The organism is Georgenia sp. TF02-10 (assembly GCF_022759505.1).
In the GTDB taxonomy this organism is placed as follows: domain Bacteria; phylum Actinomycetota; class Actinomycetes; order Actinomycetales; family Actinomycetaceae; genus TF02-10.
Map to the genome: position 1 here is coordinate 652,786 of NZ_CP094289.1, position 26,342 is coordinate 679,127.

The window sequence follows — 26,342 nt, forward strand, 5'->3', positions numbered from 1 at the left end:
CGGTGCCCGCTGCGCCGAGAACCGGCCAGCGCCTGCGCCAAGGGAGGCCACATGCTTGACCTGGGGGCCACGAGCCTGACGATCGTCGCGGTCATCGCCGGGATCGGCGTCGCCGCCATCGCGGTGGCGGTGGTGCTGCGACGACAGGTCCTCGCCGCGGACGAGGGCACGGTGCGGATGCGGGAGATCGCCGGCGCGATCCAGGAGGGCGCCAAGGCCTACCTGGCCCGGCAGTTCCGCACCCTGGCGATCTTCGCGGTCGTGGTCTTCGCCCTGCTCTTCCTGCTGCCCGGCGACGGCGGCATCAAGCTCGGCCGGGCCATCGCCTTCTTCGTCGGGGCCGGCTTCTCCGCCGCCATCGGCTACCTGGGGATGTCCCTGGCCGTCAAGGCCAACGTCCGGGTGGCCGCCGCCGCCACCCGGCCCGCCGGCCGCGCCGACGGCGCCCGGATCGCCTTCCGCACCGGCGGCGTCGTCGGCATGGCGGTGGTGGGCCTGGGCCTGCTCGGGGCCGCGGCCGTGGTGCTCATCTACCGGGCGGACGCCCCGGCCGTGCTGGAGGGCTTCGGCTTCGGCGCCGCGCTGCTGGCCATGTTCATGCGGGTCGGCGGGGGCATCTTCACCAAGGCCGCCGACGTCGGCGCGGACCTGGTCGGCAAGGTCGAGCAGGGCATCCCCGAGGACGACCCCCGCAACGCCGCCACCATCGCCGACAACGTCGGGGACAACGTCGGCGACTGCGCCGGCATGGCCGCCGACCTCTTCGAGTCCTACGCCGTCACCCTCGTCGCCTCCCTCATCCTGGGCAAGGCCGCGATGGGCGAGCAGGGCCTGGTCCTGCCGCTGATCGTCACCGCCGTCGGCGCCCTGGTCGCCCTCCTCGGCGTGGTCACCACCCGGGTGCGGGGGACGGAGTCCGGGCTGCGGGCGATCTACCGCGGCTTCTACCTCTCCGCGGTCGTCGGCGTCGTGCTCGCCGCCGTCGCCGCCTACGTCTACCTGCCCAGCACCTTCGCCGCCATCCCGGGCGTCAGCGACACCCTCGCCGGCCACGGCTCCGACCCCCGCCTGGTCGTCACCGCCGCCGTGCTGATCGGGGTCCTCCTCGCCGGGGTCATCCTCTGGCTGACCGGCTACTTCACCGGCACCACGTCCAAGCCCACCCTGCACGTGGCCGCCACCTCCCGCACCGGCGCCGCGACGGTCGTGCTGTCCGGCATCGGCGTCGGCTTCGAGTCGGCCGTCTACACCGCCGGCATCATCGCCGCCGCCATCTGCGGCACGTTCCTCATCGCCGGCGGATCGCTGTCCCTGGCGCTGTTCCTCGTCGCCCTGGCCGGCTGCGGCCTGCTCACCACTGTTGGCGTCATCGTCGCGATGGACACCTTCGGCCCGGTCTCGGACAACGCCCAGGGCATCGCGGAGATGTCCGGCGACGTCGACGCCGCCGGCGCCCAGGTCCTCACCGACCTCGACGCCGTCGGCAACACCACCAAGGCGATCACCAAGGGCATCGCCATCGCCACCGCCGTGCTTGCCGCCACCGCCCTCTTCGGCTCCTACGCCGACGCCGTCGGCCAGGCGATGGCGGACATCGTCGGCGCCGGCCAGCAGGTCGCCGGCGGCATCGTCGGCGCGATGGTGACCTACGAGATCATCTCCCCGATCACCCTCGTCGGGGTCATCCTCGGCGCCGCGACGGTGTTCCTGTTCTCCGGCCTGGCCATCGACGCGGTCACCCGGGCCGCCGGCGCGATCGTCTTCGAGGTGCGCCGCCAGTTCCGCGAGCTGCCCGGCATCATGACCGGACAGACCCGGCCGCAGTACGGGCGGGTGGTGGACATCTGCACCCGCGACTCCCTGCGCGAGCTCGCCACCCCCGGCCTCCTCGCCGCCTCCGCGCCGATCGCCGTCGGGTTCGGGCTGGGGGTGGGCCCGCTGGCCGGGTTCCTGGCCGGGGCGATCGGCGCGGGCGTGCTGATGGCCGTCTTCCTCGCCAACGCCGGCGGCGCGTGGGACAACGCCAAGAAGATCGTCGAGGACGGCCGGTACGGCGGCAAGGGCTCCGAGGCCCACGCCGCGACCGTCATCGGGGACACCGTCGGCGACCCGTTCAAGGACACCGCCGGCCCGGCGATCAACCCGCTGATCAAGGTGATGAACCTCGTCTCGGTGCTCATCGCCCCGGCCGTGGTGCAGATGTCCGTGCCGGCCGACGCCAACCACGCCCTGCGCATCGGGCTCGCGCTGGTCGCCGCGCTCGTCGCGTTCGGCGCGGTGATCAGCTCCCGGCTGCGGGCCGCGCGGGTGGACGCCGAGGTCGAGCGGGACGTCGCGCCGGCCGACGCCACCGTGGAGTCCTGAGCCGAGCCTGAGCCGGCCGACGGCGGGGCGGGGAGGATCGTCGTCGTCCTCGCCGTCGTCGAGTGCTGAGCCGGCCGACGGCGGGCTGCCCGTCGGGTGCTGAGCGGGCCGGCGGTGGGCCGCCCCGTCGGCGGCTGCCGTCGTCAGTCGGCCCGCTTGCGCCGCCCGGGCACCCGGGCCGCGATCGGGTCGGTCCGCCCGCCCCGGCCGGGCCCGCCCGGCCTGTCCGGCGCGGCCGGCTCGTCGGGTGCGGCAGGCCCGTCCGGCTCGGCGAGCACCGCCCGGACCCGGCTGTCCACCTGCTCGTCGATCCGCTCGTCCAGGCGCTCCGTCACGGCCGCGCTGACCTGCCTGCTCACCCGGGTGTCGATCCGGCGCGCGAGCTCCTCCCGCCGCTGGCGCCGCTCGGCCGCGACGAGCACCGCGTGCTCGGCGCGGAAGGCCCGGAAGGTGGCCACGCACATGCCGACCATCACCACGCTCACCGGCAGCGCGGTGAGGATCGCGGCCGTCTGCAGCGAGGACAGCCCGCCAGCGAGCAGCAGCGCGATCGCGACGGCGCCCTGCAGGGCCGCCCAGATCACCCGGGTCCACCGCGGCGGGTCGAGGTCCCCGCCGGAGCCGAGCATGGTCACCACCAGGGAGCCGGAGTCGGAGGAGGTGACGAAGAAGATCGCCACCAGCACGATGGCGATCACCGTCAGCAGGCCGCTGGCCGGGAACCCGGACAGCAGGTTGAACAGGACGTCCTCGGGGACGACCCCCTCGGCGGCGTCGAAGAGGCCACCGTTGAGGTCCGCCCAGGCCCGGTTGATCGCGGTGCCGCCCAGCACGGTGAACCACACCAGGGTGACCGCCGTCGGCACCAGCAGCACCCCGAGGATGAACTCGCGCACGGTCCGGCCGCGGGAGATCCGGGCGATGAAGACCCCGACGAACGGCGCCCAGGAGATCCACCAGCCCCAGTAGAAGATCGTCCAGGAGCCCTGCCACTCCAGCCCCTCCGCACCGGTGTAGGTCGAGGCGTGGAAGGTGAGCGGGACGATGTTCTGCAGGTAGTTGCCGAAGGACTGCACCAGGTCGCGCAGCAGGTACAGCGTCGGCCCGAGCAGCAGCAGGGCGACCAGGAAGGCACCGGCCATCCCCAGGTTGATGTTGGACAGCCACTTGATGCCCCGGCCCACCCCGCTGGCCACCGAGACGAGGGCGATCAGGCTGACGACGATGATGAGGACGATGAGCAGCGGCTGAGTCACCCGGTCGACCAGCCCGAGCTGGGCCAGGCCGGCGGAGATCTGCTGCACGCCCAGCCCCAGGGAGGTGGCCACCCCGAAGAGGGTGCCGACCATGGCGACGACGTCGATGGCGTCCCCGAGGCGCCCGCGGACCCGGTCCCCGAGCAGCGGCTCGAGCGCCCACCGGATGGAGACCGGGCGGCCCCGGCGGTGGACGGCGTAGGCCAGGGCGAGCCCGATCACGGCGTAGGTCGCCCACGCGTGGAAGCCCCAGTGCAGGAACGTCTGGGACATCGCCGCCTCCGCCCGTTCCACCCGGGTGGCCGGGTCCACGCCGGGCTTGGGGTCGACGAAGAAGGTCAGCGGCTCGGCGGCGCCCCAGAAGACCAGCCCGATGCCCATGCCGGCGGCGAAGAGCATCGCGAACCAGGACAGCAGGCCGAACTCCGGCTCGTCCTCGTCCTGGCCGAGCTTGATGTCCCCGAACCGGCTCACGCCCATGGCGACGGCGAAGACGACGAAGCCGGCCACGACGACCAGCAGGTACGGGGTGAAGCCGGCGACGACGCCGCGCTGGAGGGTGCTCAGCACGTCGGCGGTGCCGGCCGGGAAGGCGATGGCGAGGGCGACCGCGGCGAGGATGATCCCCAGCGCCGGGTAGAACACCCGCGGGGCCGGCACCCGCCGCCGGGGCGGGACGGGCCGGGTGCTCGGCCCGGCCGGGCTGGGTGGGGTGGATGTCATGACTGGCTTCCTCGGTCTCCGGGTCGGGGGCGGGGACGGTTCGGCTGCGGCGCTCGACGCTAGTGCGCTCGCCGCCGCGGCACCAGCTGAGGCGGCCGGTCCTGCCGCCCGGCCGCCGCCAGCGGTGGCCGCTATAGCCTCGCCCGATGAGCCAGCCCCCGGTGCACCTGCCCCCGCCCGCCGGGACGCCCGGCCAGGTCGCCGACCTCCGGGCGGACCTGGGCGCGGCTGGGTACACCGTCGACGGCGTCGCCGAACTCCTCGGCCCGGTCGCCGGCGCCGCGCTGCACCGCGAGCAGCGCCTCCCGGCGCTGCTGGCCGCCCGCCGCGCCGGCACCCCGGCGGCCACCCTGCTGCGCGCGTTCGGGCTCGGCGACGAGGTGACCGTGGCGGAGCTCGACGCCGCCCTGCCCGCCACCCGGGCCGCCGGCGCCGCCGCCCTGGGCCTGGTCGCGCTCGCCGGCGCCGGACCGTCGGACGCCGTCCGCGCCGCCGTCGACCTGCGGCCCTACGCCGCCCAGGACGCCGCCGGGCCCGCCCACTGGTGGCTGGCCTCCGACCTCGGCGAGAGCGTCACCGGCCGGCCACTGACTCCCGACCACGTCCTGGGCGTGGGCGGGGCGTCCCTGACCCTGGCCCAGGCCACCGTCCGGGACCCGCGCCGCGCGACGCTCGACCTGGGCACGGGCTGCGGGGTCCAGGCGCTCCACGCCGCCCGGCACTCCGCCCGGGTCGTCGCCACCGACGTCTCCGCCCGGGCCCTCGCCTTCGCCGCCCTGAACGCGGGCCTGGCCGGGGTGGCGGTGGACCTGCGGGCCGGGTCGCTGCTGGACCCGGTGGCGGGGGAGACGTTCGACCTGGTGGTGTCCAACCCGCCGTTCGTCATCACCCCGGCCGCCGCCTACGCCGCCGGCCTGCCGCGGATGTCCTACCGCGACGGCGGCCGCGCCGGGGACGACCTCGTCCGGGACCTGGTCACCGGGCTCGGCCCGCACCTCGCCCCCGGCGGCGTGGCGCAGCTGCTCGGCAACTGGGAGCACCACGCCGGCGAGGGCTGGGCCGAGCGGGTGCAGGGCTGGCTGGCCGACGCCGGGCTGGACGGCTGGGTGGTCCAGCGCGAGGTGCAGGACCCGGCCGAGTACGCCGAGCTCTGGCTGAGCGACGGCGGGCTGCGGCCGGAGCGGGACCGGGCCGGGTACGAGGCGGCCTACGCCGCCTGGCTGGCCGACTTCACCGCCCGCGGGGTGACCGGCATCGGCTTCGGCCACGTCCTGCTGCGCCGGCCGGTCGCCGGCGGGACGAGCCCCTGGCGGCGGGTGGAGGAGCTCACCGGGCCGGTCCGTCAGCCGCTCGGCGGGCACGTCGCCTCGGTCCTGGCCGCCCACGACTGGCTCGCCGCCCGGGACGACGCCGCCCTGGCCGGTGCCCGGCTGGTCGTCGCGGCAGACGTCACCGAGGAGCGCTACCTCGTCCCGGGCGCCGCCGACCCGCAGGTCCTCCAGCTGCGCCAGGGCGGCGGCTACGGCCGGGTGGTGCGCCCCGGCTCGTTGGTGGCCGGGGCGGTGGGGGCGTGCGACGGCGAGCTCACCCTCGCCCAGATCGTCGCCGCGCTCGCCCAGGTGCTCGACCTGCCGGCGCCCGACGTCGCCGCCGAGGTCCTCCCGGCCGCGCGGGGCCTCGTGCTGGACGGCTTCCTCCACCCGGTCGAGAGCTAGCCGAGAGCTAGCCGGGGCACAGCCGCGCCGCTGCGGACCGGGGGTCCGCAGCGGCGGGATGGCGTGATGGCGGCGGTGGTCCGGGCTCGAACCCGGCGCTGGCGCCACCGGTCCGGGCTCGAACCCCGCGGAGGAGTCAGCGGCGGGATGCCGGTGCGTGCACCGGCGGAGCGCCGACCGGGCCACCGGCGAGGGGCGGCGCCGGTGCGGCGCCGCCCCCGCCGCCGCCGTCGGCGGCCGGCCCGGGACGTGCCCGGGTCAGCGGGCGTCGCGGCCGCGGTCGCGGTCGGTCTCGGTCTCCACCTGCTCCTTGCGGACCTGCTCGGTGACCTGCTGGTCCTCGGTGACGGTGTCGGTGTCGAGGCGGACCTTCTCCACCGGGACGGCCCGCTTGTCCGTGACGACCTCGTCCTCGTGCAGGGTGACCTCGGCGGTGTCCTCGCCCAGATCGGCGTTGACGGTGTCCCCTGCGGTCACCGGCTCGCGCTCGACCCGGACCTCCTCGCGGGTTACCGGGACGGTCTTGGTGACGTTCTCGGTGACCACGTACTTGCGCAGCCGGACCTTGCCGGCCTCGCGGCGGCGGGTGCCGACGTCGACCCGCTCCTCCGAGCGCACCAGCGTGTCGTCGTCGGTGTCGCCGGCGGCGTGCCGGCCCGCGGTGCCGGTGTCCGCGTACGTGGTGGTGGTGTCCGCGGTGCCGGTGCCCGCGTACCCGGCGGTGCCGGCGGTACCGGTGGTTGTGGTGTCGGTGGTGGTGGTGTCGGCGTACCCGGTCGTGGTGTCGGTGCCGGCGTAGCCACCGGCGGTGCTCTCCAGCCCGTAGTAGCGGTAGAGCTCGTCCTCCTCCTCCGGGCTCAGGTGCTGGTCGGCCTCGACGCGCGGGGCGCCCTTGATGAGGTCCTTGTCGTAGGGCACCTGGACGGTGGTGCCGCTGACGGTGGCGCGGTCCAGCGGCACGAACGTCTCGGAGGAGCCGAACAGGCCGGTCTTGACCGTCACCCAGCTCGGCTCGCCGGTCGCGTCGTCGAGGAAGACCTGGCCCACGGTACCGATCTTGTCGCCGCCGGTGGACTCCACGTTGGCCTTGTTGTCGAGCAGGGTCTGGACCTGGTCGGTGGTGATCACAGCATGCTCCTCGGTTCTGTCGGTAGGGCCCCCGGGTCCGGGGGCGTCCATCACGATGGAAACACCGCCCTTGTTCATCCGCCACCCGAACGCGCCAGAACCCGTTCAGGACCGCGCCAGTCGGATGCCGACGACGGCCGGTCGGGTGCCGACGCGGCTGCCGACGGCGGCCGGTCATCGGTGCCGGCGGCGGCCCGCCAGGAGCCCGACGCTGTGGCCGGTCCTGTCTGCCGAGGGCGGCCGCCCCGGACGCCCGGCGCCGGTGGGTCCGGTGCCGAGGCCGGACAGCCGGGCGGACCCGGAGGGTCGCCGTCGTCACCGCCGGAGGGGCGCAGCCGTGCCCGGCCGTCACTCCTGACGGCCTACCCTCGCGGCCATGGACCACCGGATCCACGTGCGCCGTGCGACCGACGAGGACTGGCCCGGCATCTGGCAGGCCCTCGAGCCGGTGCTGCGGGCCGGCGAGACCTACACCTACCCGCGCGACATCACCGAGGACGAGGCCCGCACCGTGTGGACCGGCACGCCCGGCGCACGGGTCCTCGTCGCCGCGGACGCCGCCGACGGGAGGGTGCTCGGCACCGCGAAGTACCTGCCCAACCACCCCGGCGCCGGCGCGCACGTCGCGAACGCCAGCTTCGTCGTCGCTCCGGACGCGGGCGGCCGCGGCGTCGGGCGCGCACTCGGCCACGCCGTCCTGGACGGCGCCCGGGCCGAGGGGTACCGGGCCATGGTGTTCAACGCCGTCGTCGAGACGAACGACCGCGCCGTAGCGCTGTGGCGGTCCCTCGGGTTCACGGTCCTGGCCACCGTCCCGGAGGCCTTCGACCACCCCACCCACGGGCTCGTCGGGCTGCACATCATGCACCGGACGCTCTGAGCGTCGACCCGGACGGGGGGCAGCAGGGAGCACGTCGGCGGGCCGGCACCTGCGGTCGCCGAGCCGCGTCGCGGCCCGCAGAAGCCTCCCGGCCCGCAGAAAAGGGCACTCCTGGGACGGCCTGGGTCCCGGGACGCGCGGCCTCATCGCTCCGCGACCCGTTGCGCCTCCCGGCCGCCGGCGCCGGCAGCCGCCCGCCGGCGGATGACGAGCGGCGCAAGGACCGCGAACGCCGCGACGAGCGCCGCGACGCCGACCATGGCGCCGCGCAGCCCGACCGCGCCGGCCAGCGCGCCGACGTACACCGGTCCGAGCACGAAGCCGAGGTAGGCCGTCGTGACCACGGCGGAGGTCGCTCGTCCGCGCCGGCCCGCCGGCACGTCCCGGGTGGCCCGGCTCAGCAGCGTCGGGAACAGGACCGACGTGCCGATCGCGGCCAGCGCGAGCCCGCCGAGGGCGAGCGGCAGGACCCGGCCGACGGCGACGACGAGCGTCCCGAGGGTCGCGACGACCGCGCACCCGACCAGCAGCGCGCTTGCCGGGATGCGGGTGAGGATGTCGGCGGCGACCCGCGTGACCGCCGCGAAGGCCGCGAACGTCGCGGGCGCGATCGCCGTCAGCCCCGGCGGGGCCCCGAGCTCGTCGCCGAGGAAGATGGCGCTCCAGCTCTGGTGTGCGTTCTCTGCGGCGAAGCCGAGCGCGCCGACGAGCCCCACCGCCACGAACGGCAGCATCGACCGGAGCCTGGCCCGCCGCGCCGGCCGCGCGCGCCCCGGCTCCGGACGTTCGCGGCACCCGGGCGGCCGGCTGCCGGTCGCCGCGCACGAGCGTGACCGTGCCCGCGAGGGCCATCAGCCCGCCGGCTGGGGCGAACACCGTCACGACGCCGGCCCCGGCGGCCGCGAGCGCTCCCGCGCCGAGTGCTCTGGACGACCGCCGACGACGACCCCGTGCTCGACGTCGTGGGCACGACCGGCCTGCCGCGGCGATCCAGGGCGGGCCGGCGGCGCCCGGCGTGCAGCTGGTGGCGGCCGGCGACCGGGCCGCCGCCCGAGCCGTCGCCGCGCACATGCTCATCGGCGCACGGGCCCCGCTCGTGCTGTCGCAGCCGTTGGACCGGGACCGGTGGTCCGGCCTGCTCCGGGGCCCGGCCACGGACGTGCCGTTCCCGGTGACCCGGGCCCGGCTGACCGGCTAACCGCGAGGCGGTGGAGGCGTCGGGCCGCGCGTGGGCAGAGGTGCCGGTCGCGGTGGTGGCGCGGCACAGCCGCCCGGACGGGCGCGCGGCCGCCGCGGCGGTCGCCGAGGAGGTCCGCCCGGACGTCGTCCTCGCCATGAGCGACCAGCTCGCGGCGGGCGCGCTCGATGCGCTGGGTCCGTCCGTGCGGGTCAGCGGCTGGGACGACAGCGACCTCGCGGGCGCGCTGGGCTTCCCGAGCGTGCGGCAGTCGCTGTTCGACCAGGGGGTGGCGTGCGCCCGCATCGCCGCCGGGCTGGCGGCGGACGCCGGGCCCGTGCCGTGGGAGCTCACGCTGCGGTAGGTGCCCCCGGCCGGCGCCGCCCGGGCACGCCTCCCGCCGCCGTCGCCGCCCCGGATGCGACCACCCGCCGTCGCCCCGCCGTCGCCGCCCCGGATGCGACCACCCGCCGTCGCCCCGAAGATGGGCGCATGGCACCCGAGATCCCCGCCCAGCAGCAGCAGTGGCCCGGCCGGACCACGGAGCTCAACCCCACCCCGGACCACGGCGAGCAGAGCTGGACCGGCCGCGGCCGGCTCACCGGGAAGAAGGCCCTGGTCACCGGTGGCGACTCCGGGATCGGGCGCGCCGTCGCCGTCCTCTTCGCCAAGGAGGGCGCCGACGTCGCCATCAGCTACCTGCCCGAGGAGCAGCCCGACGCCGACGAGACCCGCCGCGCCGTCGAGGCGGCCGGCCGCACCTGCCACACCCTGCCGGCCGACCTGCGCACCCAGGACGCGGCCGCCACCGTGGTCCGGGACGCGGCCACCGCCCTCGGCGGGCTCGACGTGCTGGTCAGCAACGCCGGCTTCCAGATGGCCCACCAGGACCTGGGCAGCTTCCCGCCGGACCAGATCGAGCGCACCTTCGCCACCAACGTCTTCGCCACCTTCTGGCTGGTCCAGGCCGCCGCCGAGCACCTGAAGCCGGGCTCCGCCGTCGTGATCACGACGTCGATCCAGGCCTTCCAGCCCTCCGAGCCCCTGCTGGACTACGCGGCCACCAAGGCGGCGCTGAACAACCTCACCGTCAACCTCGCCGCCCAGCTCGGCCCGCAGGGCGTCCGGGTCAACGCCGTCGCGCCCGGGCCGATCTGGACCCCGCTGATCCCCAGCACGTTCCCGCCCGAGCGGGTCGAGGGCTTCGGGTCGGACACCCCGCTGGGCCGGGCCGGGCAGCCGGTGGAGGTCGCCTCCGCGTACGTCTTCCTGGCCAGCGACGAGGCCAGCTTCGTCTCGGGCACGGTGCTCGGGGTGACCGGGGGCCGGCCCGTCTTCTGACCGGCGCGGAGGACCGGAGCGGGGCGGAGGACCTGACCGGCGAGGGGGACCGATGAGCGGACGGGAACCGGACCAGCCCGTGCGGCTCCCGGTGAACCTGCAGCGCTGGGAGCGGCTGACCTTCCTGCACTGGCGCTATGACCCCGCCGCCGTCCGGCCCCTCCTCCCGCCGGGCCTGGTGGTGGACACCTTCGACGGCGCGGCCTGGGTGGGCGTCACCCCGTTCCGGATGCGCGGGGTGCGCCCGCCGCTGCTGCCGGCGGTGCCGCACCTGTCCAGCTTCCCCGAGGTCAACGTCCGCACCTACGTCCGCACGCCGGCCGGGGTCAGCGGGCTGTGGTTCCTCTCCCTGGACTGCCCGCGGCTGCCGGTCGTCGCCGGCATGCGGGCGCTCGGGCTGCCCTACCAGCCCGCCCGGATGCACATCGACCGGCGCGACTTCGACGACGGCTGGGTCAGCTACCGCAGCGCCCGGCCCGGCGGGCGGGCCCGGATGCGGGCCACCGTGCGGGTGGGTGCGGAGATCACCGCGCCGACCGCGCTGGTGAACTTCCTCACCGGCCGGTGGAACGCGTTCACCCGGCAGGCCGGGCGGCTGTGGCGCGTCCCGGCCGAGCACGACCCGTGGCCGCTCCACGCCGCGAGCGCGGTCGCCGACGTCGGCGAGCTGGTCGCCGCCGGCGGCCTGCCCGCCCCGGTGGGGGAGCCGCTGGTGCACTTCTCGCCGGGCGTCCACGCCCGCCTGGGCGCCCCGCGCCCCGCGTGAGATCGGGGTCTTCCCCGCGCCTGCGCCCTGGGCCCTGCCCCTGGGCCTGGTCCTGCGCCCTGGCCCTGCGCCCGGTGCCGGCTTGGCGGCGCTCTCCGGAGTCGATCCCGGTGACCAAAACCCACTCCGGAGTTGATCCCAGTCACATGGCACACAATTTCCCCTCCGGAGCGGATCGTGGTGACAAGGAGCCTCTCCGGAGTCGATCCCGGTGACCAAAATCCACTCCGGAGTGGATCTCAGTCACATAGCGCACAATTTCCCCTCCGGAGTGGATATTGGTCGTGGTCTGGTGGCGGCCTGGGCGGAATCACGAGCTCGAGGCCAGACCACGGGCCTCCCACGTGGATCGCCCCGAGCCGCCCGAGCCGCCCGAGCCGCCCGAGCCGCCCGAGCTGTCCGGGCCGTCCGAGCCGCCCGCGCCGTCCGAGCCGTCCGAGCCGCGCCACCCTGCCCTGGAGCGGGCAGCAGCGCAGATCACCGCGCTGCCCCGAGCCGCCCCACCCGGCGCCGCGCCTGTGCGGCCCGTCACGAGCACGTGGTCCGGCGACAGCTCAGCCGCGTCTCGTACCGTTGAAGGCGTGACGCCCCGCCCAGCCCCCCGGACCGCCGCCCGTGCCCTCGCCCTGGCGGTGCTCTGCGCGGCCGGGGTCATGGTGACCTGGTGGTTCTTCGTCACCACGCCCGTCGGCCAGACCCTCGACAGCCGCTCCTACGACGCCTCGGTGCTCGGCCGCGCCGAGCTCGCCGGCCACGCGCGCACCGTCCTCGACGTCGTGTCCGTCCCGTTCCTCGCCCTCGCCGCGGCGGTGGCGGCCGGGGTCGCGCTGGCCCGCGGCCGGTGGGGCACCGCCGTCGCCGTCGTCGCCCTGATCGGCGGGGTGAACCTGGCCACCCAGCTCCTCAAGGAGCACCTGGACCGGCCCGACTTCGGTATCGCCGGGCCGGCCGCCAACTCCCTGCCCAGCGGCCACACCACGGTGGCCGCGTCCGTGGCCGCCGTCGCCGTGCTCGCCGTCCCGCCCCGCGCGCGCCCGCTGACCATCCTGCTCGGGGCCGGGTACACCGCCGCCACCGGCGTGGCGACCATGGTCGGCGGCTGGCATCGAGCCTCCGACGTCGTCGCCGCCGTCCTCCTGGTGGCGGCCGGCACGTTCCTCGCCCTGGCGCTCCTCGCCCGGGGTGGCCCGGGCCGGCCGGCGGCGCCGCCCGGGCCCGGGACGGGCGCCGCCGGGGGAGCCCCGGGCCACGGAATGGTGCGCGGGCTGCTGGCGTTGGTGACCGTGGGTGGGGCGGGCGTCGCGGTCCTCGCCCTGGTCGTGACCGCCGCCGCCGACGGCGACCTCGGTCGTTCCCAGGCGCTGCTCGCCTACGGCGGGGCGGTGGCCGGGGCCGTCGCCGTCACCGCGGCGGTCGGCCTCGGGCTGCTCGCCGTGCTGGCGACGCCGTCGCCCCGGCCGACGCGGCGGGTACCGGTCCCCGGCCCCGCAGCCCCGGTGCGGCGCTGACGGCGGCTCGCCGGCGGCAGGGACCATTGGGTGGGGCGCCGACCTCCGGCAGCCGCGGACCGCTGACCGGCGGCCTGACCACCGGCTGGCGCCGACCGCCGCCGACCCCGCCCGACCCCCCGGCGGTGCCGATCCATGTACCGTCAGCCGCGAACCCCGCCGGCCGCTCCCGCCGGCCACCCCAGGAACGAACGCCGGCCGCTCCCGCGCCGGCCACCCCACGAAGGAACTCATGCCCACGTCCCGCAAGCTCGTCATCGTCGAGTCCCCGACCAAGGCCCGCACCATCCGCGGGTACCTCGGCCCGGACTTCGACGTCGAGGCCAGCGTCGGTCACATCCGGGACCTCCCGCAGCCCTCAGAGCTGCCCCCGGAGATGAAGAAGGGCCCGTACGGCAAGTTCGCCGTCGACGTCGAGGGCAACTTCGACCCCTACTACGTCGTCGATGCCGACAAGAAAAAGAAGGTCACCGAGCTCCGGCGCGCCCTGAAGGACTCCGACGAGCTCTACCTCGCCACCGACGAGGACCGCGAGGGCGAGGCTATCGCCTGGCACCTCCTCGACGTCCTCAAGCCCAAGGTCCCGGTCAAGCGGATGGTCTTCCACGAGATCACCCAGGAGGCCATCGCCCGCGCCCTGGCCCAGCCCCGCGACCTGGACACCCGGCTCGTCGATGCCCAGGAGACCCGCCGCATCCTCGACCGGCTGGTCGGCTACGAGGTCTCCCCGCTGCTCTGGCGCAAGATCAAGCCGGGCATCTCCGCCGGCCGGGTGCAGTCCGTCGCCACCCGCCTGGTGGTCCAGCGCGAGCGGGAGCGGATGGCCTTCCGGGCCGCCGCGTACTGGGACGTCACCGGCACCTTCACCGGCGGCCCGGCCGAGGACCGCGCCCAGTTCGCCGCCCGGCTGGTGTCCCTGGACGGCAAGCGGGTGGCCACCGGCCGGGACTTCGGCGACGACGGCGCGCTGCGCCCGGCCGCCGTCAGGGCCGGCACGGTGCACCTGGACCAGGCCCGCGCCACCGCGCTGGCCACCGCCCTGGAGCAGGTCCCGGCCCGGGTGGTCGGGATGGAGACCAAGCCCTACACCCGCCGCCCGGCGGCCCCGTTCACCACCTCCACCCTGCAGCAGGAGGCCTCCCGCAAGCTGCGGATGAGCTCCCGGGAGACCATGCGCACCGCGCAGGGGCTCTACGAGAACGGCTACATCACCTACATGCGCACCGACTCCCCGACGCTGTCCGGGCAGGCGGTCGCCGCCGCCCGCCGGCAGGCCGGGGAGCTCTACGGCGCCGAGTACGTCCCGGACAAGCCCCGGGTCTACGGCGCCAAGGCCAAGGGCGCCCAGGAGGCGCACGAGGCCATCCGGCCCGCCGGGGACTCCTTCCGCACCCCCGCGCAGGTGGCCGGGGAGCTCACCGGCGCCCAGTTCCGCCTCTACGAGCTCATCTGGAAGCGGACGGTCGCCTCCCAGATGGCCGACGCCCGCGGGTCCACCGCCACCGTGCGGGTGGGCGCCGAGCCCACGGTGGACGGCGCCGCCGTCCCCGCCGAGCTGACCGCCTCGGGCACCGTGATCACCTTCCGCGGCTTCCTCGCCGCCTACGAGGAGGGCCGCGACGCCGACCGGTACGAGACCGGGGAGAAGGACACCCGGCTGCCGGTGGTCGCCGAGGGCGACGCCGTCGTCACCGACGCGGTCACCGCCGACGGGCACGAGACCACCCCGCCGCCGCGGTACACCGAGGCCAGCCTGGTCAAGGCGCTGGAGGAGCGCGGGATCGGCCGCCCGTCCACCTACGCCGCGACCATCTCGGTCATCACCGACCGCGGGTACGTCGAGCGCCGCGGCCAGGCGCTGGTGCCCACCTGGCTCGCGTTCTCCGTGGTGCGGCTGCTGGAGGAGAACCTCCCGCGGCTGGTCGACTACGACTTCACCGCCGAGATGGAGTCGGACCTGGACCGCATCGCCGCCGGCGCCGAGGACCGGGTGGACTGGCTCGCCCGGTTCTACCGTGGCGACGGCGCCGCCGACCACCCCGGGCTGCGCGGCCTGGTCGAGGGGCTGGGGGACATCGACGCCCGCGCGGTCAACAGCATCGACATCGGCGACGGCATCACCCTGCGGGTGGGCCGGTACGGCCCGTACCTGGAGACCGCCGCCACCGACGGTCAGGAGGGCCGGCGGGCCGCCGTCCCGGATGACGTCGCCCCCGACGAGCTCACCGTGGCCAAGGCCCACGAGCTGCTCGAGCGGCAGTCCGACGACGGCCGCGAGCTCGGCACCGACCCGGCCACCGGGCACACGATCGTGGTGAAGAACGGCCGGTTCGGGCCCTACGTCACCGAGGTCCTGCCCGAGGCCGACGACGACGCCGCCGCGGCGCCGTCGGGCAAGAAGGCGGCGAAGAAGACCGCCGCCAAGCCGCGCACGGCCTCCCTGTTCAAGTCCATGCAGATGGAGACGGTCACCCTGGCGGACGCGCTGCGGCTGCTGTCGCTGCCCCGGGTGGTCGGCACCGACCCCGAGGGGGTGGAGATCACCGCCCAGAACGGCCGGTACGGGCCCTACCTCAAGCGGGGCACCGACTCCCGGTCGCTGGAGAACGAGGAGCAGATCTTCGACATCACCGTGGACGAGGCCCTCGCGATCTACGCCCAGCCCAAGCGCGGGCGCGGGGCCACCACCCGCCCGCCGCTGCGCGAGCTGGGCACCGACCCGGTGACCGAGAGGCCGGTCGTGGTCAAGGACGGCCGGTTCGGCCCCTACGTCACCGACGGGCAGACCAACGCGACCCTGCGCAAGGACGACCCGGTGGAGTCCCTCACCGCCGAGCGGGCCTACGAGCTCCTCGCGGAGAAGCGGGCCAAGGGCCCGGCCAAGAAGCCGGCCCGGAAGACCGCGGCGAGCACCCGGAAGCCAGCGTCGGGCACCCGGAAGGCCGGGACCAGCCGGAAGGCCGCGGCGGAGAAGTAGTCAGGTGCGCGCGGGCTGAACGTCCCGGGCACGGCACCTTCCGCGCCGGGGTCGCTGCCGCGCCTGGGTCGCCGCCGCGCGTGGGCCGCCGCCGCGCCGGGCCCCCGCCGCGCCTGGCCCGGCGCCGCGCCTGGGTCGCCGCCGCGCCTGGGTCGCTGCCGCGCCAGCCAGGCCGTGGCGGTGATCTGCCTCGCACTCCGCCGCCGTCGGGATATGGCCAGCTGGCGTCGGGGCAGCCGCGGTGCCAGAGTCCCCGGGTGGACAGCGACACGACGCAGACGACCACACCACCGCCCGGCCCGGCCCCAGCGGGACGGCAGCGGACCTTCTTCGGCCACCCGCTCGGCCTGGCGAACCTCGCCGGCGTGGAGATGTGGGAGCGGTTCAGCTTCTACGGGATGCAGGGCATCCTCGTCTACTACCTGTACTACTCGGCCACCGAGGGCGGGCTCGGCCTGAGCGAGGCGGAGGCCACCTCGATCGTCGGTGCGTACGGCGGGCTGGTGTACCTCTCGTCGGTCCTCGGCGCCTGGGTCGCCGACCGGCTGCTCGGCGCCGAACGCACCCTGACCAGCGCCGCCGTCCTCATCATGCTCGGGCACATCTCGCTGGCCGTGATCCCCAGCTTCCTCGGCGTCGGCGTCGGGCTGGTCTGCGTCGCCCTCGGCGCGGGCACCCTGAAGGCGACGACGAGCGCGGTGCTCGGCGACATGTACGCGTCGGGGGACGACCGCCGCGACGCCGGGTTCTCCATCTACTACATGGCCGTCAACCTCGGCGCCCTCTTCGGTCCGCTGCTCACCGGCCTGCTCTGGGACATGCGCGGCTTCCACTGGGGCTTCGGCCTCGCCGCCCTGGGCATGGCGGCCGGGCTCGTGCAGTACCTCCTGCTGCGCCGCTCCACCGTCGGCTCGGCCGGCCGGGAGGTGCCCAACCCGCTGCCGGCCGCCCAGCGCGTCCGGTACGCCGGGCTCGTCCTCGCGGTGCTGGCCGTCGTCGCGGTGCTGTCCGTGGTCGGGGTGATCACCGCGGCCCGGCTGTCCGGGATCGTCGTCGTGCTGACCCTGCTGGCCGCCGTCGGCCTCTTCGCGCTCATGCTCACCTCGCGGAAGATCTCCGACGTGGAGCGCAGCCGGGTCGTCTCGTTCATCCCGATGTTCGTCGCGAGCGCGGCGTTCTGGTCGCTGTTCCAGCAGCAGTTCACGGTGGTCGCGGTCTACTCCGACCAGCGGCTGGACCGGACGCTCTTCGGCTGGGAGATGCCGCCGAGCTGGGTGACGTCGATCAACCCGATCTTCATCATCGTCTTCGCCGGCGTCTTCGCCGCGATGTGGCAGCGGCTCGGGCCCCGGCAGCCCTCGACGCCGTGGAAGTTCGCCATCGGCACCACCGTCATGGGCGCCGCGTTCCTGCTGTTCATCCCGTACGCCGGCGGCGGGCCCAACAGCACCCCGCTGCTGTGGCTGGTGCTCATCCTCTTCCTGTTCACCATCGCCGAGCTGTGCCTGTCGCCGGTCGGGCAGTCCCTGTCGACGAAGCTCGCGCCGCAGGCGTTCCACACCCAGATGATCGCCCTGTACTTCCTCTCGGTCGCCGTCGGCTCGGCGGCCTCGGGGTGGCTGGCCCGGTTCTACGACCCGAGCCACGAGGTGCCGTACTTCCTCGTCCTCGGCGGCGCCTCGGTGCTCGTCGGGCTCGTCATCGCGCTGACGAACGGGTGGATCAGCAAGAAGATGGCGGGCGTGCGGTAGGGGCGCGGGCTGGCGCGGGCAGGCGCCGGACGCCGGACCCGCACGCCGGACCCGGGCGCCGGACCCGCACGCCGGGCGCAGCCCCGCGCTCAGGGCGTCTCGGCGGTGCCAGCGTCGGCCGTGCGCCCGGGCGCGCCGATCGCGCCGGCGATGCGCTGCTCGAAGGACTCGGTCGTGGCGTCGGGCAGCACGACCAGCCCCTGCAGCTCCTTGGTGGCGCGGCGGTACGCCGACTGCCGCTCGGCGTAGGTGGCGCCCGGGTCGTCGGCCAGAGCGATGAGCCGCTTGGCCCGCACCAGGGCCTGCTGCTCGGCGACCGAGAAGCCCGACGCCCGCCGGCGCCGGGCCTCCTGCTCGGCGACGCTGAAGGCGGTCTCGAACCGGCGGACGGCGTCGCGGTACTCGGCCAGGCGGTGCGGGTCCTCCAGCTCGGCGGGGTCCTCGGGGCGGGCCGCGTCCGCGTCCCGCCGGGCGCGGTGGAAGTCCACCGTGAGCGGCTCGCGCATGTCGGTCATCAGCGGGTAGTCGATGAGCTTGGCGATGTCGAGCTCGTAGTCGAGCCACCGGCTGTTGACCGCGTCGTGCCGGGCCAGGGTGCGGTCGATCTCGCCCCGGGTGACCCGGGCCCGCTCGGCCTCCTCGGCGCGGGCGCCGTACTTGATCCGGGCGAGCTCGATCTTGTCCCGCCGACGGCGCTCGTCCCACTTCCGCACGCCCTTGACGAACCCGGTGACGGCACCGCCGACGGCGGGGCCGAGCGGGAAGACGAGCCACCAGAAGTCGCCCGCGAACTGCAGGATGGCGTCCACCCGGCGAAGTCTAGGCAGTGGCGTAGATCGCGAGCCGGGGTTTCGGGCGCCGTGACGCCGACGGCGGCCGCGGCGGGAGGCCGACGGCGGCACCCGCGCGGGCGTACCGGGCGGCACCCGCGTACGCCTGCGGGACGCGAGCCGCGCAGGCCGACCGGGCGGCACCCGCGCAAGCCGACCCGGCAGCCGCGGATGCCTACAAGGCGGCAGCCGTGCGGGCCGACCGGGCGGCGGCCGCGCATGCCGACCGGGCGGCAGCTGGGCGCCTTCCCGGCGGCGCCCGTACGCTGCCCGGGTGACCGTGGACACCCCCGCCCCCGCCCCTGCCCTGCCCGCTCCGCCCGACCCGGCCGCCGCCCCGCCGGTGCGCTGGGGCATCCTCGGCCCGGGCGGCATCGCCCGGAAGTTCGCCCGCGAGGTGCCCGCCCGCACGGCCAGCCGCGTGGTCGCCGTCGGTTCCCGCAGCGCCGACCGGGCGGCGGCCTTCGCCGCCGAGCACGGGATCGAGCACAGCCACGGCAGCTATGCGGACCTGGTGGCCGACGACGACGTCGACGCGGTCTACGTGGCGAGCCCGCACTCCGCCCACCGCGACCACGCCCTCCTCGCGCTGGAGGCCGGCAAGCCCGTGCTGGTGGAGAAGGCGTTCACCCGCAACGCCGCCGAGGCGCGGGAGGTCTTCGCCGCCGCCCGGGCCCGCGGCCTGTTCGCCATGGAGGCGATGTGGAGCCGCTTCCTGCCCCACCAGGTGGCGCTGCGCGCGGTGGTCGCCTCGGGCGAGCTCGGCGAGGTGCTCGCCGTCGCCGCCGACCACGGCCAGCGGCTGGACCAGGTCGAGCGGCTGCGCGCCCCCCAGCTGGCCGGCGGCGCCCTGCTCGACCTGGGGGTCTACCCGATCTCCTTCACCCACAGCCTGCTCGGCCCACCGGCCGGCGTGCACGCCGCCGGGGCGCTGACCGACCTGGGCGTGGACGCGCACGAGGCCGTCACCCTGACCTACGCCGACGCCCACCCCCGCACCGTGGCGGTGTGCACCGCGAACATGTGGGCCCGCACGCCCACCACGGCGACGGTGGCCGGGACCGAGGCCCGGATCGACGTCCACAGCCGCTTCTACGCGCCCAGCACCTTCACCGTCACGGCCACCGACGGGCGCGCCTGGCGGTGGACCCCGTCGGCCGACGCCGAGCCGGCCGGGTTCGAGCACGAGGCCGCCGAGGTGGCCCGGTGCCTGGCCGAGGGTCGCACCGAGTCGGCAGTGATGCCGTGGCAGGCGACCCTGGAGGTCATGGAGACCATGGACGAGGTGCGGCGCCAGCTCGGCGTGGTCTACCCGGGGGAGTAGCCGCGGGACGCGGCGCCGCCGGGCCGGGCCGCCGAGATCAGCGGTGCTGACGCCGAGACTGCCAAGACGGCCGTCCGGGGCGACCATCGTGACGGTCTCGCCCCGGCCGGGGCCGGTACCGCCCCCGGCCGGGGGATCGCCGGCCGGGGCCGTCGGCGCCGGCGGATACCCTGGCGGCGTGCCACGCCCGCCGAGCCCGCCCGCCGCCGCGCCGCCCCACCGGGGCTGCTTCGTGGCGCTCGAGGGCGGCGACGGCGCGGGCAAGACCACCCAGCGGGACCTCCTCGGCAGCTGGCTGCGCGGCCTGGGCCACGAGGTGGTCCTCACCCGCGAGCCGGGCGGCACCCCGCTCGGGCGGGTGCTGCGCGACGCCGTCCTGCACGGGGAGGACGTGGACCCGCGCACCGAGGCGCTGCTCTACGCCACCGACCGGGCCCACCACGTCCACAGCCTGGTCCGGCCCGCGCTGGCCCGCGGCGCCGTCGTCATCACCGACCGCTACCTCGACTCCTCGGTGGCCTACCAGGGCAGCGGCCGGGGCCTCGGCCCGGCCGAGATCCGGGACCTGTCCCTATGGGCGGCCGAGGGGCTGGTGCCGGACCTGACCATCCTGCTCGACGTCGACCCGGCCACCGGCGACGCCCGCCGCACCGGGGACCCGGACCGGATCGAGCGGGAGCCGACCGAGTTCCACCGGCAGGTCCGCCACCACTTCCTGGACCTGGCCGCGGCCGCGCCGGAGCGCTACCTCGTGCTCGACGCGGCGCTGCCCCGCGAGCAGATCCACGCGGCCGCCCGGGCCCGGGTGGCCGGGCTGCTCCCCGCGCCCGGCCCGGCGCTCACCGGGCGGCAGCGGTGAGCGTCTGGGACGACGTCGTCGGCCAGGACGTCGTCGTCGCCACCCTGCGGGCGGCCGCCGCGGCCGGCCGGGCCCCGGGCGAGGCGGACCGGCGGGCGCTGGCCCACGCCTGGCTCATCACCGGGCCGCCGGGGTCCGGCCGGTCGGTCGCCGCCCGGGCCCTGGCCGCCGCCCTGCAGTGCACCGACCCGGGGGAGCCCGGCTGCGGGCGCTGCGCCGCGTGCCGGACGGTCCTGGCCGGCACCCACCCCGACGTCACCCTGGTCGGCACCGAGAAGGTCGTCTTCAGCATCGAGGAGATCCGCCCGCTCGTCGCCCAGGCCCAGCGCGCCCCGGCCCAGGGCCGGTGGCGGGTGATGCTCATGGAGGACGCCGACCGCATGGTCGAGCGCACCTCCAACGTCCTCCTCAAGGCGGTCGAGGAGCCGCCGCCCCGGACCGTGTGGCTGCTGTGCGCCCCGAGCCCCGAGGACGTCCTGACCACCATCCGGTCCCGGTGCCGGGCCGTCCACCTGCGCGTGCCGGACCCCCGCGCGGTCGCCGACCTGCTCGTCCACCGCGACGGCGCGGACCCGGCCATCGCGCTGGCCGCCGCCCGGGCCGCGCAGTCCCACGTCGGGCTGGCCCGGCGGCTGGCCCGCAGCCCCGAGGCCCGGGAGCGGCGCCGCCGCCTGCTCGCCGTGCCCGCCGCCATCCGCGGCGTGGGCGACGCCGTCCTAGCCGCCGCCGACCTCATCGAGCTCTCGGCGGCCGACGCCAGGGCCGGTACCGAGGAGCGCGACGCCGCCGAGAAGGCCGAGCTGCTCCGCACCCTCGGCGTCGAGGCCGGCGCCCGGGTCCCGCCGGCGCTACGCGGCCAGGTCCGCCAGCTGGAGGAGGAGCAGAAGCGCCGGGCCACCCGGGCGCAGCGGGATGTGCTCGACCGGGCGATGGTGGACCTGCTCGCGCTCTACCGGGACGTCCTCGTGGTCCAGCTCGGCGCCGACGTCGAGCTCGTCAACACCGACCTGGCTGAGGAGGTCCGGCGCCTCGCCGCCGGGTCCAGCCCCGAGCAGACCGTCCGGCGGATGGACGCCGTCGGCGTCGCCCGTGAGCGCCTGGCCGGGAACGTCGCCCCGCTGCTCGCGGTCGAGGCCATGATGGTGGGCCTGCGGCCGCAGGCCTGACCGCGCCCTCGGCACCGGCCGGCAGCCCGGAGCCCCGCCTCAGCACCGGGCTAGCAGCCCGGCGCCCGCACCCCGGCGCCGGCCGGCAGCTGTGGGCGGCCGTCGGCGCGGCGGGCGCCAGCGGGTAGCGTGACTAGGTGCGCCGACTCGCCCCTCCGCTCGCCGCCCTGGCCGGGCTCGCCGTCGTGCTCGCCGGCTGCAACCAGGTCACCGCGCCCCCGGAGACGCCCACTGCCTCCGCGTCCCCGTCCGCGCCCGCGTCCCCGCCCGCGGACCTGCCGGCCGGGCTGGACCGGTTCTACACCCAGGACGTCGCGTGGGAGGAGTGCGGGCAGGACGCCGAGTGCGCGGACGTCACCGTCCCGCTCGACTACGACGACCCCGACGCCGGGGAGATCACCCTGGCCGTCAAGCGGCTGCGCAGCGCGGGCGCGGACCGGGTCGGGTCCCTCCTGATCAACCCGGGCGGGCCCGGCGGCTCCGGGATCGAGCTCGTCGACGCCGCCCAGGGCTACTTCAGCGAGGACCTCCTCGGCGCCTACGACCTCGTCGGCTTCGACCCCCGCGGCGTCGACGCCTCCACCGCCATCGACTGCGTGGACGACGCCGAGCTCGACCGGCTCCGCAGCGCCGAGTACGACCTCACCACCGACGCCGGCCTGAGCGCCTACCAGGACGACCTCGGCATCGTCCGGGAGGGCTGCGCCGCCCGGTCCGGGGACCTCCTCGGCCACGTCGACACCGAGTCCGCGGCCCGGGACATGGACGTGCTGCGGCACCTGCTGGGCGAGCCGGAGCTGGACTACCTGGGCTTCTCCTACGGCACCTTCCTCGGCGCCACCTACGCCGAGCTGTTCCCCGACCGGGTCGGCAACCTCGTGCTCGACGGCGCGATGGACCCCGCGCTGGACACGCACGGGATCGTCCTCGGCCAGGCCGCCGGGTTCGAGGACGCCCTGCGCGCCTACGTCGCGGACTGCCAGTCCGGCTCCGACTGCCCGCTCACCGGCGGGGTGGAGGAGGGGGTCGCCCAGGTGCAGCGGCTGCTGGAGGTGGCCCGGGCGACCCCACTGCCCACCGCCTCGGACCGGCCGCTGACGGCCTCGCTGGCGTTCTCCGGCATCATCACCCCGCTCTACGACGACGCGACCTGGTTCGTGCTGACCACCGCCCTGGACCAGGCGATCAACCAGCGGGACGGCTCCCAGCTGCTCTACCTGGCCGACCTGACGGCCGGCCGGGAGAGCGACGGCACCTACTCCAACAACAGCGTCGAGGCCAACTGGGCCATCAACTGCCTGGACTTCCCGGCCCGGGGCGACCTCGCCCAGTGGCAGGAGGAGGCCGAGGAGCTGCGCGCCACCGCCCCGGTCCTCGGGGAGTTCCTCGCCTTCGGGGACATGCTGTGCGACCAGTGGCCGGTCGACGGCGGCCGGGAGCCGGCCCCCGTGGACGCCGACGGCGCCGGGCCCATCATGGTCGTCGGTACCACCGGGGACCCCGCCACGCCCTACCCGTGGTCCGAGAGCCTGACAGAGGAGCTGGCGGAGGGGTTCCTGGTCACCTACGACGGCGAGGGCCACACCGCCTACGGCTCGTCCAACGAGTGCGTGACCGACGCCGTGGACGCCTTCCTCATCGAGGGCACCCGACCCGAGGGGGACCTGCGCTGCTGACGGTCCGGCCTGCCGTCGGTCCGGTGCGGCCGGCGGTCCTCGACTGCTGACCGTGCCGGCGGCGGTCCTCGGCTGCTGACTGTCCGATGTGACCGTCGCGGGCGCAGCTCCCGCGGCGCGCAGGGCCGGCTTTGAGCCCCCGCGGCGTCCCCGGTACAGTGGTGGGGCCGTGCGGCGCGCCGCCTTAGCTCAGTCGGCAGAGCGATTCACTCGTAATGAATAGGTCGTGGGTTCGATTCCCACAGGCGGCTCCATCAGCACCCCGCTGGCCTGCACCGCCGGCGGGGTGCACCGGTGAGGGCCCGGGGCCGTGAACGGCAGCAGTGACCGTCCCGTGGTGCTCCACCTGGTCCATCGTCCGCCGCCGGCGTTGATCGGCTGGGCGACCTCAGCCCGCTGAAGCTCGGCCGGTGAAGCTCACCCCGTTTGAAGTCGGACTCCTAGGGTCGGTCCGTTCTCGACGCCGAGTCCGGTTCGATGCAGACGCCCGACGTCTAGAACCCCTCTTCCGGGTCATACCGAGCCACGCCCACCATCCGACGGAGCCGGTCCCGACTACCAGCGGCGCGTGGATATGGCGCGGGTGATGCGGAACACCCGAGCTATGGGAACCGGCATTTCCCCCCGACGAGCAAGCGCACCGGTGCCCGCTCCTCGTGGCCCTAAGGCGCCCGCTCACCGTGACCTAACGGTCCTCGCTCTCCGTGGGCCTAACGGCCCCGCGTGCGGTGCTCAACCGACAACGTCCGGCACAATCCCCTGCCTCCCCCCAGGGCCGGCCCAGGACCGTCCACCGCCGTCTACCTGTAACAACCGCCCCGCGCCAACCGTGTGACGGTGCGTCAAGTCCCCTCGGCGACCGGGCCGTCGACCAGCGCGCCCAGTCGCGGCCGGGCTGGTTCCACGGCCAGGTGGAGGCGGTGGCCCGCCGGCCGAGCGTTGTTACGCGACGGGTCTCAGGAACTTTCCCCATTCGCCTGTCGTTGCAGCCCCGGCGGGCACCCGCGCCTGGTACTGCCAGATCTGGCGCCGGGTCCGGCACCGGTGGCCCGGCGTAGACTCGGCCCATGGAGTACGTCCTCGCCCTCGTGCCCTCCATCGGGACGGCAATCCTCTTCTACGTCGTCGTCCGGGCGATGATCAACGCGGACCGCAATGAACGGGCCGCGCTCAGGCGGCTCGACGCCGAGGCGGAGGCAAAGGAGCAGGCCAACCCTCCCCGCTGACGTGACAATCAGCGGCCGGCCAATTATGCTTCTCTGCAGCGTGATCCCCTGTCGCGTCGGCGGAGGTCTCCCTCCGCAATCGAAGATTCACCGGAAGGAAGCGCGGTCCAGCCATGGCCCAGAAGGTTCAAGTCACCCTGATCGATGACACCGACGGTACGGAGGCTGTGGACACGGTCTCGTTCGGCCTCGACGGTGTCAGCTACGAGATCGACCTCAGCGAGGAGAACGCCCAGGCCCTACGCGACGCCCTCGCCCCCTACGTCGCGAACGCCCGGCGCGAGACCGGCCGTCGTCGGTCCCGGACGCCCCGTGGCGGCGGCGCTGGCGGTGCCGGCGGCCGTGGCCGCCCCGTCTCCGACGCCGGCAAGATCCGCGAGTGGGCGCGGGCCAACGGCTACGAGGTCTCCGAGCGCGGCCGCATCTCCGCGGACGTCCGCGAGGCGTACGAGCTCGCCAACGCCTGAGGCTGACAGGACGCACCCGAACGGCCGGCACGCCCCAGCGGCGGGCCGGCCGTTCGTCGTCCTCCGCCCACGGCTCGCCTCCACCGCCGGCTTGCCTTCGCCCCTGACGGCGGGCGGCCGCTCGCCCAGCCGGTGAGGAAACCGGAGGCCACACGCCCCTGCCGGCGAGTGACCGGGGCCACTGGCCAAGACGGTCCCGAACGGGAACCTCCCGGTGGGGGACCGCCGCCCGGCCAGTGGGGGACCGGGGCGCCGCACGTCCGGGCTAGAAGGTCGCGGTCCCGGACGACGGTCCCGGCGGGGCTCCCACCACGATGGAACAATGGCCACCATGACCTACACCCTGGTAATGCTCCGTCACGGCGAGAGCGACTGGAACGCCAAGAACCTGTTCACCGGCTGGGTGGACGTGCCGCTGTCCGAGAAGGGCGTGGCAGAGGCCACGCGGGCCGGTGATCTCCTCCGCGAGGAGGGCATCGCGCCCGACGTCGTGCACACCTCGCTGCTGCGGCGGGCTATCTCCACCGCCAACATCGCCCTGGACCGGGCCGACTTCCACTGGATCCCCGTCAAGCGCAGCTGGCGCCTCAACGAGCGGCACTACGGCGCGCTGCAGGGCAAGAACAAGAAGGAGATCCGCGAGGAGTACGGCGAGGAGCAGTTCATGACCTGGCGGCGCTCCTACGACGTCCCGCCGCCGGAGATCGAGCTCGGCTCGCCGTACTCCCAGGACGCCGACCGCCGCTACGCCGGCGAGCCGATCCCGCGCACCGAGTGCCTCAAGGACGTGCTGGAGCGGGCCCTGCCGTACTGGGAGGCCGAGATCGTGCCCGACCTGCGGGCCGGCAAGACGGTCCTCGTCGCGGCGCACGGCAACTCCGAGCGCGCGATCATCAAGCACCTCGACGGCATCGACGACCAGACCATCGCCGGCATCAACGTCCCCACCGGCATTCCGCTGCTGTACGAGCTCGACGAGGACCTGCGGCCGATCACCCCCGGCGGCCGGTACCTCGACCCCGAGGCCGCGGCCGAGTCCATCAAGGCGGTCGCCAACCAGGGCAAGTAGTCCGGAACGACGGCGACGGCGAGGGTCCCGCTCACGGGCCCCTCGCCGTCGCGCCGGGGTGCCTCGCCCGTCGTCGGCGCGGGAGCGCCGCGCGCCGCACGGACTGTCGCCGTCCCGACGGCGGGCCGGCGCCGGCCCG

At 75.5% G+C, this 26,342-nt stretch carries 21 protein-coding genes and 1 tRNA gene; 18 read left to right on the forward strand and 4 right to left on the reverse strand.

Annotation, left to right across the window (positions count from 1 at the left end; translation table 11 throughout):
- Positions 1–51 precede the first annotated feature (51 nt).
- Positions 52–2,364, forward strand: coding sequence for a sodium-translocating pyrophosphatase (locus tag MF406_RS02940; RefSeq protein ID WP_242896522.1), 2,313 nt, complete (start codon positions 52–54; stop codon positions 2,362–2,364).
- A gap of 143 nt (positions 2,365–2,507) precedes the next feature.
- Here the strand turns inward: MF406_RS02940 and MF406_RS02945 are convergent, their stop codons facing one another.
- Entirely contained in the window at positions 2,508–4,343 is a 1,836-nt protein-coding gene (locus MF406_RS02945; RefSeq protein ID WP_242896523.1) for a BCCT family transporter, read from the reverse strand.
- Positions 4,344–4,489: 146 nt separating this feature from the next.
- Here MF406_RS02945 and MF406_RS02950 point away from each other — a divergent pair, with 146 nt between their 5' ends.
- Complete coding sequence (locus MF406_RS02950; protein WP_242896524.1) at positions 4,490–6,058, forward strand: methyltransferase; 1,569 nt, start codon at positions 4,490–4,492, stop codon at positions 6,056–6,058.
- 258 nt (positions 6,059–6,316) lie between these two features.
- On the opposite strand, the gene MF406_RS02955 is transcribed toward MF406_RS02950, so the two are convergent.
- The gene (locus tag MF406_RS02955) at positions 6,317–7,186 is read right to left on the reverse strand and encodes a DUF2382 domain-containing protein (protein WP_242896525.1); all 870 of its coding nucleotides are present in this window, start codon (positions 7,184–7,186) and stop codon (positions 6,317–6,319) included.
- A gap of 376 nt (positions 7,187–7,562) precedes the next feature.
- Here MF406_RS02955 and MF406_RS02960 point away from each other — a divergent pair, with 376 nt between their 5' ends.
- On the forward strand, positions 7,563–8,066 hold the full coding sequence (locus MF406_RS02960) for a GNAT family N-acetyltransferase (RefSeq protein WP_242896526.1): 504 nt from the start codon (positions 7,563–7,565) through the stop codon (positions 8,064–8,066).
- A gap of 143 nt (positions 8,067–8,209) precedes the next feature.
- Here the strand turns inward: MF406_RS02960 and MF406_RS02965 are convergent, their stop codons facing one another.
- Positions 8,210–8,800, reverse strand: coding sequence for a sugar MFS transporter (locus MF406_RS02965; protein WP_242896527.1), 591 nt, complete (start codon positions 8,798–8,800; stop codon positions 8,210–8,212).
- Positions 8,801–9,081: 281 nt separating this feature from the next.
- Between MF406_RS02965 and MF406_RS02970 the strand changes: the two genes are divergently transcribed.
- The 7 genes from MF406_RS02970 (at position 9,082) to MF406_RS03000 (ending at position 17,586) form a co-directional block, all read left to right on the forward strand.
- Positions 9,082–9,264, forward strand: a complete 183-nt coding sequence (locus MF406_RS02970; RefSeq protein WP_242897937.1) for a hypothetical protein — start codon at positions 9,082–9,084, stop codon at positions 9,262–9,264.
- 55 nt (positions 9,265–9,319) lie between these two features.
- The gene (locus tag MF406_RS02975; protein ID WP_242896528.1) at positions 9,320–9,607 is read left to right on the forward strand and encodes a hypothetical protein; all 288 of its coding nucleotides are present in this window, start codon (positions 9,320–9,322) and stop codon (positions 9,605–9,607) included.
- 128 nt (positions 9,608–9,735) lie between these two features.
- Positions 9,736–10,584, forward strand: coding sequence for an SDR family oxidoreductase (locus tag MF406_RS02980; RefSeq protein WP_242896529.1), 849 nt, complete (start codon positions 9,736–9,738; stop codon positions 10,582–10,584).
- Positions 10,585–10,636: 52 nt separating this feature from the next.
- A complete protein-coding gene (locus MF406_RS02985) occupies positions 10,637–11,350 on the forward strand; it encodes a YqjF family protein (RefSeq protein WP_242896530.1) in 714 nt (237 codons plus the stop codon).
- A gap of 581 nt (positions 11,351–11,931) precedes the next feature.
- Positions 11,932–12,858 (forward strand): phosphatase PAP2 family protein, encoded by a 927-nt coding sequence (locus MF406_RS02990; protein ID WP_242896531.1) that lies wholly within the window; start codon positions 11,932–11,934, stop codon positions 12,856–12,858.
- Between the two features lie 232 nt (positions 12,859–13,090).
- Complete coding sequence (gene topA / locus MF406_RS02995; protein ID WP_242896532.1) at positions 13,091–15,835, forward strand: type I DNA topoisomerase; 2,745 nt, start codon at positions 13,091–13,093, stop codon at positions 15,833–15,835.
- 257 nt (positions 15,836–16,092) lie between these two features.
- Positions 16,093–17,586 carry a peptide MFS transporter gene (locus MF406_RS03000; RefSeq protein WP_256463928.1) on the forward strand — a complete coding sequence of 498 codons (1,494 nt, stop codon included), beginning with the start codon at positions 16,093–16,095 and terminating at the stop codon, positions 17,584–17,586.
- Positions 17,587–17,675: 89 nt separating this feature from the next.
- Here the strand turns inward: MF406_RS03000 and MF406_RS03005 are convergent, their stop codons facing one another.
- Positions 17,676–18,395: a hypothetical protein gene (locus tag MF406_RS03005; protein WP_242896533.1), complete on the reverse strand. Its 720-nt coding sequence runs from the start codon at positions 18,393–18,395 to the stop codon at positions 17,676–17,678.
- Positions 18,396–18,690: 295 nt separating this feature from the next.
- Here MF406_RS03005 and MF406_RS03010 point away from each other — a divergent pair, with 295 nt between their 5' ends.
- From MF406_RS03010 to MF406_RS03045, 8 genes are all read left to right on the forward strand, one after another.
- The gene (locus MF406_RS03010) at positions 18,691–19,740 is read left to right on the forward strand and encodes a Gfo/Idh/MocA family protein (protein WP_242896534.1); all 1,050 of its coding nucleotides are present in this window, start codon (positions 18,691–18,693) and stop codon (positions 19,738–19,740) included.
- A gap of 178 nt (positions 19,741–19,918) precedes the next feature.
- Entirely contained in the window at positions 19,919–20,599 is a 681-nt protein-coding gene (gene tmk, locus MF406_RS03015; RefSeq protein WP_242896535.1) for a dTMP kinase, read from the forward strand.
- Positions 20,596–21,765, forward strand: coding sequence for a DNA polymerase III subunit delta' (locus MF406_RS03020; protein ID WP_242896536.1), 1,170 nt, complete (start codon positions 20,596–20,598; stop codon positions 21,763–21,765). The genes tmk and MF406_RS03020 overlap by 4 nt, the downstream gene beginning before the upstream one ends.
- A gap of 185 nt (positions 21,766–21,950) precedes the next feature.
- Positions 21,951–23,441 carry an alpha/beta hydrolase gene (locus MF406_RS03025; RefSeq protein ID WP_371744648.1) on the forward strand — a complete coding sequence of 497 codons (1,491 nt, stop codon included), beginning with the start codon at positions 21,951–21,953 and terminating at the stop codon, positions 23,439–23,441.
- Between the two features lie 178 nt (positions 23,442–23,619).
- Positions 23,620–23,695: transfer RNA gene (locus MF406_RS03030), tRNA-Thr, on the forward strand.
- Between the two features lie 813 nt (positions 23,696–24,508).
- Positions 24,509–24,667, forward strand: coding sequence for a hypothetical protein (locus MF406_RS03035; RefSeq protein ID WP_242896538.1), 159 nt, complete (start codon positions 24,509–24,511; stop codon positions 24,665–24,667).
- A gap of 113 nt (positions 24,668–24,780) precedes the next feature.
- Positions 24,781–25,134: an Lsr2 family protein gene (locus tag MF406_RS03040; protein WP_242896539.1), complete on the forward strand. Its 354-nt coding sequence runs from the start codon at positions 24,781–24,783 to the stop codon at positions 25,132–25,134.
- 331 nt (positions 25,135–25,465) lie between these two features.
- On the forward strand, positions 25,466–26,203 hold the full coding sequence (locus MF406_RS03045; protein ID WP_242897668.1) for a phosphoglyceromutase: 738 nt from the start codon (positions 25,466–25,468) through the stop codon (positions 26,201–26,203).
- Positions 26,204–26,342: the final 139 nt, after the last annotated feature.